5 protein-coding genes are annotated in these 13784 nt (G+C 63.4%); all 5 read left to right on the forward strand.

Annotated elements, in window-relative coordinates:
- Positions 1-333: 333 nt before the first annotated feature.
- The 5 genes from KW062_RS01605 (at position 334) to KW062_RS01625 (ending at position 13784) form a co-directional block, all read left to right on the forward strand.
- Positions 334-7785 (forward strand): BapA/Bap/LapF family large adhesin, encoded by a 7452-nt coding sequence (locus KW062_RS01605; protein ID WP_218424818.1) that lies wholly within the window; start codon positions 334-336, stop codon positions 7783-7785.
- 266 nt (positions 7786-8051) lie between these two features.
- The gene (locus KW062_RS01610) at positions 8052-9449 is read left to right on the forward strand and encodes a TolC family outer membrane protein (RefSeq protein ID WP_177433287.1); all 1398 of its coding nucleotides are present in this window, start codon (positions 8052-8054) and stop codon (positions 9447-9449) included.
- Positions 9446-11629 (forward strand): type I secretion system permease/ATPase, encoded by a 2184-nt coding sequence (locus KW062_RS01615; RefSeq protein ID WP_027617206.1) that lies wholly within the window; start codon positions 9446-9448, stop codon positions 11627-11629. Before KW062_RS01610 ends, KW062_RS01615 begins: the two co-directional genes overlap by 4 nt.
- Positions 11630-11671: 42 nt before the next feature.
- Positions 11672-12868 (forward strand): HlyD family efflux transporter periplasmic adaptor subunit, encoded by a 1197-nt coding sequence (locus tag KW062_RS01620; RefSeq protein ID WP_033865995.1) that lies wholly within the window; start codon positions 11672-11674, stop codon positions 12866-12868.
- 16 nt (positions 12869-12884) lie between these two features.
- The gene (locus KW062_RS01625; protein ID WP_158261857.1) at positions 12885-13784 is read left to right on the forward strand and encodes an alpha/beta hydrolase family protein; all 900 of its coding nucleotides are present in this window, start codon (positions 12885-12887) and stop codon (positions 13782-13784) included.

Consider the following 13784-nt stretch of genomic DNA (forward strand, 5'->3'; position numbering starts at 1 on the left):
GTCCGGAGACAGGGTGCGAATCCCCAGTAAACGGGTCAAAAGACAGGGAGCGTCTACGGTGATCAAACCCCTCCGCAAGCGCTGGCAGCCAGGTTTGACACTGCAGGCTGACGTTGCAGCGCTCCTGTTCAAGTTCAACTTATCGAGTGTTCGCCAGGTTCCATGCCCGGCCTGCAGTGAGCGCTCTGGCGTGGGTTGAATACAACTTCTGGATTAATCCTTTTATATAACTTTCGCTGATTCGAGCGTTCGGCCTCTTTTTAAGTGGCTGCGCACGCGTTCGACTCGCTTTTGTTATCGGGTTCGACTAGCTGATACAAAAACAGGTGTGCGATGAAGAATATTGTAATAGTCGACAAGGCGACGGGGGCGGCCACCGAACAAACGTTCGGTAACGTCGCCCTGACCGGAACCAGTGTTGTAAAAGTGCCTATCAACCCCGGCAGCATCCAGTCGATGCAACAGTCGGGCAAAAACCTGGTTATCACGCTCAAAAATGGCGGCACGATCACTGTCCAGAACTTCTTTGTGGTCGACAGTGATGGTGCGGCCAACCAGCTGGTGCTGGAAGACAGCGACGGAACCCTGCTGCTGGGCAGTTATTCCAGCCCGTACTCAGGCTTCAGCTGGAGCGAAATCGGCTCCGTCGAAGACCTGATGGCCGCCACCGCAGCCGGCAATACCACGCCGGATTGGCTGGCGTGGGGGCTGACCCTGTTGGGTTTAGGCGGTGCGGCTGCGATCTTCTTCGGCGGGCATGGCGGTAGTGGCGGAGGCGGTGGCGGTGGTGCCGACACGACTCCACCGGACGCACCTACCGGTCTCGCGTTCAATCCAACCGGTACGGTTCTCAGTGGCCGGGGCGAGCCAGGCACCACTGTAACCGTCAAGGATGCCGGCGGCCGAGTGATCGGCGTCGGCACTGTGGGCTCAGACGGCAGTTTCCAGGTCGCGCTGACCACGGCGCAAACCAATGGTGAAACCGTCTCGGTCACCCTCACCGACCCATCGGGCAACGTGTCTGCACCAGGCGAGGTTACCGCCGGCGATACCACCGCCCCGGCTGCGCCGACCGATCTGGCGGTCAGTGCCGATGGCACCACCGTCAGCGGCAAAGGCGAACCCAACACCACGGTCACCATCAAGGACGCCAACGGCAACGTGATCGGCACCGGTACAGTGGGGGCCGACGGCACATTCCAAGTCACCCTGACCACCCCGCAAACCAACGGCGAAACCCTGACCGCCACCCTGACCGATGCCGCGGGCAACGTGTCGGCGCCGGCCAGCGTCGACGCCGGCGACACCACCGCCCCGGCCGCCCCGACTGATTTGAGTGTCAGTACCGATGGCAGCACGGCCAGCGGCAAAGGCGAGCCCAATACCACGGTCACCATCAAGGATGCCAACGGCAATGTGATTGGCACCGGCACGGTGGGCGCCGACGGCACTTTCCAGGTTGCCTTGACCACCCCGCAAACCAACGGCGAGCCCCTCACCGCCACCTTGGCCGATGCCGCGGGCAACGTGTCGCTGCCGGCTGACTTCAACGCCGGTGACACCACGGCGCCGGCCGCGCCGACCGACCTGGTCGTCAGCGCCGATGGCGCCACCGTCAGCGGTAAAGGTGAACCCAACACCACCGTCACTATCAAGAATGCCGGTGGTGATGTCGTGGGTACCGGTTCGGTGGGTGCCGACGGCACCTTCCAGGTCACCCTGATTGCGCCACTGACTCGCGCCGAGGCCCTGACCACGACCCTGACCGACGCGGCAGGCAACATCTCCCCGCCTGGCAACGTCAATGCGCCGAACATCGTCGATGGCCGTGACCTCTCCCCTCCCGACGCCCCGACAGACCTGGTGGTCAGTGCCGATGGCACCACCGTCACCGGCAAGGGCGAACCCAACACCACCGTCACCATCAAGGATGCTGACGGTAACGTCATTGGTACCGGCACCGTCGGCACCGATGGCACCTTCGAAGTGGTCCTGACCACTCCCCAGGTCAACGGCGAAATCCTGACCGTCACCCTCACGGACACCGCCAACAACGTCTCCGCCCCAGGCGAAGTCACTGCGCCGGATATCGATGATACGGATGCGGATGCTGACGCGGATGCTGATGCAGATGCTGACGCTGACGCTGACGCTGACGCTGACGCTGACGCTGACGCTGACGCTGACGCCGATGCCGATGCCGATGCCGATGCCGATGCGGATGCCGACGCCGATGCGGATGCGGATGCCGACGCCGATGCTGATGCTGATGCTGATGCTGATGCTGATGCTGATGCTGATGCTGATGCTGATGCCGACGCCGACGCGGATGCTGACGCTGATGCCGATGCCGATGCCGATGCCGATGCCGATGCCGATGCTGACGCTGATGCCGATGCCGATGCCGATGCCGATGCCGATGCCGATGCCGATGCCGACGCGGACGCTGATGCGGATGCGGATGCGGATGCGGATGCTGATGCTGACGCCGATGCGGATGCGGATGCGGATGCCGACGCAGATGCAGATGCAGATGCTGACGCCGACGCTGATGCTGATGCTGATGCTGATGCTGATGCTGATGCCGATGCCGATGCGGACGCGGACGCGGATGCGGATGCGGATGCCGATGCCGATGCGGATGCCGATGCCGATGCCGACGCCGATGCGGATGCTGACGCCGATGCGGATGCTGATGCCGATGCGGACGCGGATGCCGACGCTGATGCCGATGCCGATGCCGATGCCGACGCGGATGCGGATGCCGACGCCGACGCGGATGCGGATGCGGATGCGGACGCTGATGCGGACGCTGATGCCGATGCTGATGCCGATGCCGATGCCGATGCCGATGCGGATGCTGATGCCGACGCCGACGCCGACGCCGACGCCGATGCGGATGCGGATGCTGACGCCGACGCCGATGCCGATGCCGATGCCGATGCCGACGCCGATGCCGATGCCGATGCCGATGCCGACGCCGACGCCGATGCGGATGCGGATGCGGACGCTGATGCCGATGCGGACGCTGATGCCGATGCCGATGCCGATGCCGATGCTGATGCCGACGCCGACGCCGACGCCGACGCCGATGCGGATGCGGATGCGGATGCGGACGCTGATGCCGATGCGGACGCTGATGCCGATGCCGATGCCGATGCTGATGCCGACGCCGACGCCGACGCCGACGCCGACGCCGATGCGGATGCTGACGCCGATGCCGATGCCGATGCCGATGCCGATGCCGACGCGGATGCTGATGCCGACGCGGATGCTGATGCCGATGCCGATGCCGATGCCGATGCCGACGCTGATGCCGATGCCGATGCCGATGCCGATGCCGACGCCGATGCGGATGCGGATGCGGATGCGGATGCGGACGCGGACGCTGATGCCGATGCCGATGCCGATGCCGATGCCGATGCCGATGCCGATGCTGATGCTGATGCCGACGCGGATGCGGATGCCGATGCGGACGCTGATGCTGATGCTGATGCTGATGCTGATGCCGATGCCGATGCCGATGCTGACGCCGATGCCGATGCCGATGCCGATGCCGATGCCGATGCCGATGCGGATGCCGATGCTGACGCGGATGCCGACGCCGATGCCGACGCGGATGCTGATGCCGATGCCGATGCCGATGCCGATGCTGACGCGGATGCCGACGCCGACGCTGATGCGGATGCGGATGCTGATGCTGACGCCGACGCGGATGCGGATGCCGATGCTGATGCTGATGCTGACGCTGATGCTGATGCTGATGCTGATGCTGATGCTGATGCTGATGCTGATGCTGATGCGGATGCGGATGCGGATGCGGATGCGGATGCGGATGCCGACGCCGATGCGGATGCGGATGCCGATGCTGACGCCGACGCCGACGCCGATGCCGATGCCGATGCTGATGCTGATGCCGACGCCGATGCCGATGCCGATGCCGATGCTGATGCTGATGCCGACGCGGATGCGGATGCGGATGCGGACGCTGATGCCGATGCCGATGCCGATGCCGATGCCGATGCTGATGCTGATGCCGACGCGGATGCGGATGCCGATGCGGACGCGGATGCTGATGCTGATGCTGATGCTGATGCTGATGCTGATGCCGATGCCGATGCTGACGCCGACGCGGATGCCGATGCCGACGCGGATGCTGACGCCGACGCCGACGCGGATGCGGATGCCGATGCGGATGCGGATGCTGACGCGGATGCCGACGCCGATGCCGACGCGGATGCCGATGCCGATGCCGATGCCGATGCTGACGCGGATGCCGACGCTGATGCGGATGCGGATGCTGATGCTGATGCTGATGCCGACGCTGATGCCGATGCTGATGCTGATGCGGATGCGGATGCGGATGCGGATGCGGATGCGGATGCGGATGCGGACGCCGATGCGGATGCGGATGCGGATGCGGATGCGGATGCCGATGCCGACGCCGATGCGGATGCGGATGCCGATGCTGACGCCGATGCCGATGCCGATGCTGATGCTGATGCCGACGCGGATGCGGATGCTGATGCCGACGCTGATGCCGATGCCGATGCCGACGCGGATGCGGATGCGGATGCTGACGCCGATGCGGATGCGGATGCCGACGCCGACGCCGACGCCGACGCGGATGCTGATGCCGATGCCGATGCTGACGCGGATGCCGACGCTGATGCGGATGCTGATGCTGATGCTGATGCCGATGCCGATGCCGATGCCGATGCCGACGCGGATGCTGACGCCGACGCCGACGCGGATGCGGATGCCGATGCCGATGCCGATGCCGACGCGGATGCGGATGCGGATGCCGATGCCGATGCCGATGCCGATGCTGACGCGGATGCCGACGCTGATGCGGATGCGGATGCGGATGCTGATGCGGATGCGGATGCGGATGCTGATGCTGATGCTGATGCTGACGCCGATGCGGATGCGGATGCGGATGCCGACGCCGATGCGGATGCCGATGCTGACGCCGACGCCGACGCCGATGCCGATGCCGATGCCGATGCCGATGCTGATGCTGATGCCGACGCCGACGCGGATGCGGATGCGGATGCTGATGCCGACGCTGATGCCGATGCTGATGCTGATGCTGATGCTGATGCGGATGCTGACGCCGACGCCGACGCCGACGCGGATGCGGATGCGGATGCCGATGCCGATGCCGACGCGGATGCGGATGCGGATGCGGATGCCGATGCTGACGCGGATGCCGACGCCGACGCCGACGCTGATGCTGATGCTGATGCTGATGCTGATGCGGATGCGGATGCGGATGCGGATGCTGATGCTGATGCTGATGCTGATGCTGATGCTGATGCTGATGCTGATGCTGACGCCGATGCGGATGCGGATGCCGACGCCGATGCGGATGCCGATGCTGACGCCGACGCCGACGCCGACGCCGATGCCGATGCCGATGCCGATGCCGATGCTGATGCCGACGCGGATGCGGATGCGGATGCGGATGCGGATGCTGATGCCGACGCTGATGCCGATGCCGATGCCGATGCCGATGCCGATGCGGATGCTGACGCGGATGCCGACGCGGATGCTGACGCCGACGCGGATGCGGATGCCGATGCGGATGCTGATGCCGATGCGGATGCTGATGCCGACGCTGATGCTGATGCCGACGCTGATGCCGATGCGGATGCGGATGCGGATGCGGATGCGGATGCGGATGCGGATGCGGATGCGGATGCCGACGCCGACCTAGAAGCCTTCGACGACCTCGCAACGGCAACACTGACGGTGACGAAAGCAACCGCTCACACGGAGCTCAACGACGTCAACGTGTTCTCGACGTTGCAGGTAATAGGGCTTCCACTCATCGGTACACCGACCGCGTCGCAGAGCTTTACGGTGGCGGCGGGCGATACAGGTACCTTGAACCTGACGTTTGGCGGAGCGAGCGTGCTCTCGCTGATAAATGCCGGGGTCTCTGCGAAGCTTGAGGTCAGTGATGGTGCTGGCAATTGGCTCCCAGTTGCTCAAGGAAGCCAACCTGGTGGCCTGCTCGATCTGCTTGGGCTGTTCTCGGGGGCGGCAACCAGCGCGAAAATTGAAGGCCTGGGGTCAGGTGAGTATCGCTTCACGCTCAGCGCGAACCCAACACTCGTAGGTGTTCTTACCAGTGCGACGGCAAAACTGAGTGTCGATAGCCAAAGCCTGACTGATTTCGATGTCACGGCCGCCAGGGTCACTGGCAACGTCATCATCGACAACGGTGTGGATGGAACCCCGGACAATACGGGTATTGCTCACGACGCGACGGTTGCTCAGGTCAATGGCCAGGCGATCACCCCTATTGCAGGGGAGTCAAGCATTGTCCAAGGGTTGTACGGTAGCCTGACAATCTCTGCTGACGGCACTTACAAGTACACGCCGGATGCCATTGCGGCGAACGTCGGTAAGGTCGACAGTTTTGCCTACACGTTGACGACACCGGGGGGCGGGACGGCTTCGGCCAACCTGTACGTGCGCATCGGTAGCGTCGATAGCAGCGTCACCTGGAGTCCTACCGATCCGTCGGCACCAGGAACCGTTACCGTGGTTGCCACCGATGACATCGGCACAGCGCAGATCGACCTGGTCCCTCCAGTCGTTGAAACGGAGCTGAACGACATCACCTACTCGCCTCCGGTGATTGGTTCCAGGACAAAAGAGGGTGATGCCTTTACGGTCGCAGCCGACACCAGCGTGGAGGTGGCTGTCAGCCGTAGCTTTGTCGGACTTGGTGTACTGCCGACGACCACCATCGTCCTGGAGAAATGGGACGGTTCAACCTGGAAACCGGTGCCTGGGCAAACCACCAACGACCCAACCCATACCTTCACCATCAGTGAGGCAGGTGATTATCGGGTGACGTCGACGACCGGGGCCTTGGTTTCGGCCGGTACGATCACGGTTACGCAGACCCTGCACACCACGCTGCTGACGGAGTTCGTTACCGGTCCGGTCACTGCCGCAACAGGCAACGTCCTGGCGCTCAGTGATCACTCCGCAGCAGACAGCCTCGGCTCGACGTTGACGGTGCTGAGTGTGTTGGTCGGTGGCGCCTACGTCATCCCGGGTCAAACCGGAGCCGTGGTCCACGGCCAGTACGGCACGCTGACGCTGCACGCAGACGGTGATTACAGCTACGTACCGAACGCGGGCCTGCCAGTGGCTGATATCGGCAAGGTCGACAGCTTCACCTACAAACTCACCACCCCAGGTGGCCAGGAGGACACCGCCACGCTGTACGTACGCCTTGACTCGCCGGATGTTGATCTGGTTTGGGACGATGCCCATCCGGGCAATCCAGGCACCGAAGCCCTGGGCTTCGCGGCCGCTTCGTTCGAGCAAACCTCGTTCGAAGAGCAATCGTCACACGCCACGATCACCGAAGGTGCCAACGGTGATGACCACATCGCGATCCATGACACCGAGTTTGCAGCGGTGGATGGCGGCGATGGGTTCGACACCCTGGCATGGGACGGTGGCGATGCAACGATTAACTTGAGTCTGCTGGTCGGTAAAGTCAGCGACATCGAGAGCATCGACCTCAACGACTTCAGTGCAGTCAACCTGACCCTGAGTCTGGAAGACCTGGTAGCTGTCACGGCGCCCGAGACGGATAGATTGTTTATCCAGGGCGACGAACAAGACAGCGTCCAACTGACGGGCAACTGGTCGGTGGGAGCCACGCAACTGGAGAACGGGCAGGAGTACGTGGTGTACACCAGCCAGGAAGATGAAACCCATCAACTCTGGGTGCAAAGCGGCGTCAACGTGGTGTAACCACGTTGCAGGCGGGGAGCGTCGGGCCGATGGCCCGGCGTTCTCCTGCCCTTCCTTCAATCACTGAACGTAACCCTCCAGGCGGCGCGCGTGCGTCGTCCTGGCGGTTACCCAACGCATTCGAACAGCGCTGTGCACGCCAGTGAAATGTTCTCGGCAGCATGGCGAAATAGTGGCTATCTTTCTGACAGCACGTCGTATTGGAGCATTACTTGAAGCCTAAGGATCGGTTCGAGTTCCTGTTTGTGACACTGTTGGCCGTGGCCATGCAGTCACTGACTATAGAGAAGGCCGTAGCGCTGACACGCGACTACGCACCTGAAAATCTTTCCACCATCAGCCCAAAAGATGTGGGCCAGCATTTACCGGGCGATTCGTTCGGAGCCAGCCGACCGGCTGCCCCCAGCAACGTGATCCCCGACAACCTCGACCTGCCACGCGCCATTCAATTGGCCGTCGCCTGGCACCCCGCGATTGCGGAGTCCATTGGTCAGCTGTACCAGCAGCACGACAACGTCACCGTCGCCCGCTCGGGTTACTACCCGCAGATCAAGGGCGGTTTCAACAGCGGTTATGACAGCGGCCTGACCGGCAATGGCCAGAGCCAGGCCTTTACCCTGTCGATGTCACAAATGCTCTACGACTTCGGCAAGGTCGACAGCGCGGTGGACAGCGCGGTGGCCCGGCTCAATGGCAAGCAAGCCTCGGTGCTGCTGGCCATCGACCAGGTGGCCCGCGACACTGCATTTGCGGTGATCGAGTTGCAGCGCTACCAGGCCCTGCTGGCGATCTCCCGGGAACAGGTCAAAGGCCTGACGGCGATTGCCGACCTCGCGCAAAAGCGCAGCGACATGGGCGCCAGCACTCGCTCCGACCTGATCCAGGCACGCTCGCGGGTCGAGGCAGCCGTCGCCACGCAACTGCAATACACCGCGCTGTACAACCGCTGGCGCAGCACCCTCGGCAGTTTGCTCGGGGCGCGGACGCCGGTGAGCATCACCGCGAGCATGCCGGCGACGCTCAAGCAGTCCTGCGACGGCATCAATGCCGACCAAGTGCTGACGCCTTCGCTGTTGATCGCCCAGGCCCAGCAGGTCGATGCCCAAGCGCAGATCGCGCAGGCGCGTGCCGAAGCGATGCCGACCGTGTCCCTGGACCCCACCGCCACCCAATACCTGGACAGCAACGACGAGGACGGCAGCGTCGGCGGCCGCGATCGCACGCGCTATGGGGTGTTCCTCAACGTGCAGATGCCGCTGTATCAAGGCGGCGCCATCACCGCTCGAAAATCGGCGGCGGCCCAGGCCCTGCGCGCGGCCGAGGCGGCCAATGATGCCGCACGCCTGGCGGTGCGCCAGGGCTTGCTCGAGGCGCGGGATCAGACCTCCAGCCTCGAACAGCGCCTATCGACCCTGGATTTTCGTGAACGCAGCATTTCCGAAACCCGCGATTTGTATCGCCAGCAATACCTTGAACTGGGCACGCGACCGCTGCTCGATCTGTTGAACGCCGAACAGGAAATCCACCAGGCCGCCATGGACCGGGCGAACACTGCCGCCGACCTTAACCGCCTGGAAATTGATTGCCTGTACAACAGCAGCGCCCTGCGCACGGCGTTCAACCTGGACAGCAGCACCATCCAAGGTGTGGAGATTCGACCATGAATGACGCCGTCAACCTCGATACCCAGAGCGCGAGTGAACCCCAGAGCCTGGACGCGGCGCTGGCATTGAACTACGAAGGCTGGCTGGAAGCGATTATCAGCGTCGCCCGGCATAACCGCCTGGATTGCTCGGCGCAGAATGTGCGCATTGCCGCGCAGTGGAGCACCGGCGTCGACCTTGACCTGGTGCTGCGGCAGATGGCGCGCCAGGCCGGCCTGAGCCTGAAGATTGTTGACTTCTCTGCGGCGTTGCTCGTGCAACGTCGCCTGCCCCTGGTCGTGCAATTGGATGACGGACAAATCGGCGTCCTGCAGACCCTTGGCGACGACGATGAGCTGGGGATTGTCTACAGCGGTGATCAGGGCCTGCAAAGCCGCATCAGCCGGGCCGAACTGATCGCTTGCGCGCGCAAGGCGCTGATCCTGCGCCCAGCGCGGGCGGCGCGGGACTCGCGAGTCGACGACTACGTCAAACCCTACGAAAAGAGCTGGTTCAAAAGTATTGTCTTGCGTGATCTGCGTCCCTACGGTCACGTCATGCTCGCGTCGCTGGCAGCCAACGTGCTGGGCCTGGCCGGCGTCCTGTTTTCGATGCAGGTGTATGACCGGGTGATCCCGGCTGAATCGATGCCGACCCTGTTGGTTTTATTTGGCGGGGTGATGCTGGCGTTGTTCTTCGATTTCATCCTGCGGATCATGCGCGTGCGCATCACCGACCTGCTCGGCAAGCGTGCGGATATGCGCGTCTCCGACCTGGTGTTCGGCCATGCCATTCGCCTGCGCAACAGCGCACGACCGAAATCCACCGGCTCGTTCATCTCGCAGTTACGCGAGCTGGAACAACTGCGCGAACTGATTACCTCGAGCACCGCCAGCGCCCTGGCCGACCTGCCATTTTTCCTGCTGTTCGTAGTGATCTACTGGTTCATCGGCGGACCGTTGGTGGCGGTGCCATTGGGCGCGCTACTGGTGCTGGTGGTGCCAGGGTTGCTGGCGCAGAAGAAACTGGCGCGACTGGCCAACCAGTCGATGCGCGAAAGCTCATTGCGCAGCGCCATGTTGGTGGAGACGGTGCAGGGCCTCGATGACATCAAGATGCTCCAGGCCGAGCAGCGCTTCCAGCAGCAATGGAATCATTATAACGCCACCGCCGCCGAGGCCAGCCTGCGCTCGCGGACCCTCACCAGTGGCCTGGTGACCTGGACCCAGAGTGTGCAGGGCGGGGTGTTCGCCGTGGTGGTGGTGTTCGGTGCGCCGATGGTCATGGCCGGCGATATCACCACCGGTAGCCTGGTGGCTTCGTCGATCCTGGCTTCGCGGATGATGGCACCGATGTCGCAGATCACCATGGTGCTGACCCGTTGGCAGCAGGCCAAAGTGGCTCTGCAGGGCCTGCACCGAATCATGCAATTGCCGGTCGACCAGCCCGAAGGCAGCAAGCGCGTGCAGCTGCCGGTGGTGCAGGGCAACTACGAGTTCAAGCAGGCGGAGTTCAAGTACAGCGAAGACGCCCCGATGCCGGCCCTGCTGGTCAAGGACCTGAAGATCGCCCCCGGCGAACGCATCGCCGTGCTCGGGCGCAACGGCGCCGGCAAGTCGACGCTGTTGCAGGCGATGGCCGGAATGATCGACCTGAGTTCGGGGTCGCTGACCCTGGACGGCGTCGGCCTGAGCCATATCGACCCGGCCGATGTGCGCCGCGATGTCGGCTTGCTGACCCAGAACTCGCGGCTGTTCCACGGCACCCTGCGGGAGAACCTGATGCTGGGTGCGCCCCATGCCAGTGACCAGGAGATCCTCGAGGCATTGACCCTGACCGGCGCCCTGGAATTCATCAGCAAATTCCCGCTTGGCATGGACCATATGATTCTTGAGGGCGGGTTGGGCCTGTCCGGTGGCCAGCGGCAGTCGCTGTTGCTGTCGCGGCTGATCATTCGTCAGCCGCAGATCGTGCTGCTGGACGAACCGACCGCGGCCCTCGACGACGCCAGCGAGCGCAAGCTGATCCAGGGCCTCGACCAGTGGGGCGCGCAACGCACGCTGATCATCGCCACGCACCGCATGAGTGTGCTGAGTCTGGTGGACCGGATCATCGTCGTCGACAACGGCACGGTGGTCATCGACGACACCAAGGACAACGCCATTGCTCGGCTTTCCAAACCCAGGAATCAGGCGCAATGAGCCGGCTGAAACTGCAATCGACTGCGCTGAAGGATAGTTCGCATGGCTACTGACAACCGTACCCCCGAGCATGCCCAGGCTCACGACGACGGCCTCGATGACGTAACCGTAGTCCGCTCCACCCGCGTCGTCTGGTGCGTGGCGCTGATGCTGCTGGCCTTCGGCACCTGGGCGTACCTGTTTGAAGTCGACGAGGTGTCGACCGGCACCGGCAAGGTCATCCCCAGTTCGCGCGAGCAGGTGATCCAGTCTCTGGAAGGCGGGATCATTGCCGAGCTGAATGTCGCCGAGGGCGATATCGTTGCGCAGGGGCAGATCCTCGCCAAGCTCGACCCGACCAAGACCGAGTCCAACTTCGGCGAGAGCGCGGCCAAGTACCGCGCCTCACTGGCCAGCGTGGCGCGCCTGCAGGCGGAAGTGAACGGCACCGCACTGAGCTTCCCCGCGGAACTCAAGGCCTACCCGGCCTTGATGGCCGCCGAAACCGATCTGTACCAGACCCGGCGCAAGGGCCTGGAAGAGTCCCAGGCCGGGGTGCGCACTTCGTTGGGGCTGGTACGCAGTGAACTGGAGATCACCGAAAACCTGGCCCGGGTCGGCGCCGCGAGCAACGTCGAGGTGCTGCGCCTGAAGCGGCAGAAATCCGAGCTGGAACTCAAGCTTACCCAGTCACGCTCCGAGTACATGGTGCGGGCCGGCGAGGAACTGGCCAAGGCCAACTCCGATGTGCAGACCCTGTCCTCGGTGCTCATGGGCCGTTCCGACTCGGTCACCCGGCTGACCTTGCGTTCGCCGGTGCGTGGCATCGTCAAGGACATTGAGGTCACCACCATCGGTGGGATCATTCCGCCCAACGGCCGCTTGATGCAGATCGTACCCATGGACGACCAGTTGCTAATCGAAGCGCGTATTTCTCCCCGGGACATTGCCTTCATCCATCCCGACCAGGAGGCCAAGGTCAAGATCACCGCCTACGACTACTCGATCTACGGCAGCATGGACGGCAAGGTGGTGACGATCTCCCCGGATACCATCCAGGATGAAGTCAAACCCGAGGTGTTCTACTACCGGGTGTTCATCCGCACCAACGACAACGAACTGCACAACAAGGCCGGCAAAGCGTTCTCGATTGTGCCGGGGATGATCGCCGCGGCGGATATCAAGACCGGGCAGAAGACTGTGCTCGATTTCTTGATCAAACCGATGAACCGGGCGCGTGAAGCGCTGCGTGAACGTTAGTGGGCGAGGCAGCGGCATGTTCGGATTGAAACCCGTGCGCGGGGTATGGGCGCTGGCTCTGCTAACCAGCTTGAGCGTGTCGGTTGGCGCCAGCGATGATTCGCCGCTGCTGTGGAATTCCGCCCCCGATCGGGCCAGATGCAACGATCCGGACTCGGCCCTGTGGGTCGAGTCTGCCAGCGGCGAATCCTGCATCCGCTATTTCAGCGGCGAGGCTCTGGATCATGCGCCGGTGGTGATCGTGATGTTCCACGGTGACCGCGACAAGGAGATGCGCCAGGCACCCGAGGTGATCGCCGGCAATACCGTTGCGGCCAAAGACAAGCAAGCGGCGACCCTCAGTCGGCGCGCCCATGTTCCGGTGGTGATTGTCGCGCGCCCGGGGACGTACGGCTCCAGCGGCAACCATCTGCATCGGCGTCAGGCCAGCGAATTCCAGCCTCTGGATGCGGCGCTGGATGCGTTGCGCGCACGCTATTCGATCGGCAGGTTCGTCCTGCTCGGCCACAGTGGTGGGGCGACGGCGGTAGCGGCGCTACTGACATTGGGGCGCGAGGATGTGCAGTGCGCGGTCATGACCTCGGGAGCGTTTGACCTGCTGAAGCGGGCACAGATGGTTCGTCAAAGAAGAGGCCTGCCGCCGCGTGAAGGGCGCGACACCAATGGCCTGCTCAACCCTTACGATCCCCTGGAGCATGTCGACGGCATCGCCAAAATACCCGGGCAGGCGCTGTTCGTAATCGGCAACCCTGAAGACCAAATCACCTCCTTCGCGCTGCAGCAGAATTTTTTTCAGGCGCTGCAGGCGGCGGGGCTGCCGGCGCAGTTGATCGAAGCGCCGGCGGTGAGTCCGACCTTCCACCATCTGCGCAACGACATCGGCCTGAAGACCGCGGCGCGCTGCGCCCGGCCCTGA

The sequence above is a fragment of the Pseudomonas fluorescens genome (genome assembly GCF_019212185.1).
In the GTDB taxonomy this organism is placed as follows: Bacteria; Pseudomonadota; Gammaproteobacteria; order Pseudomonadales; family Pseudomonadaceae; genus Aquipseudomonas.

Bases quoted from the DNA above. Each gene is read 5' to 3' on its own strand.
- KW062_RS01620 (WP_033865995.1), top strand. From the start codon at position 11,672: ATGGCTACTGACAACCGTACCCCCGAGCATGCCCAGGCTCACGACGAC.
- KW062_RS01615 (WP_027617206.1), top strand. From the start codon at position 9,446: ATGAATGACGCCGTCAACCTCGATACCCAGAGCGCGAGTGAACCCCAG.
- KW062_RS01610 (WP_177433287.1), top strand. From the start codon at position 8,052: ATGCAGTCACTGACTATAGAGAAGGCCGTAGCGCTGACACGCGACTAC.
- KW062_RS01625 (WP_158261857.1), top strand. From the start codon at position 12,885: ATGTTCGGATTGAAACCCGTGCGCGGGGTATGGGCGCTGGCTCTGCTA.
- KW062_RS01605 (WP_218424818.1), top strand. From the start codon at position 334: ATGAAGAATATTGTAATAGTCGACAAGGCGACGGGGGCGGCCACCGAA.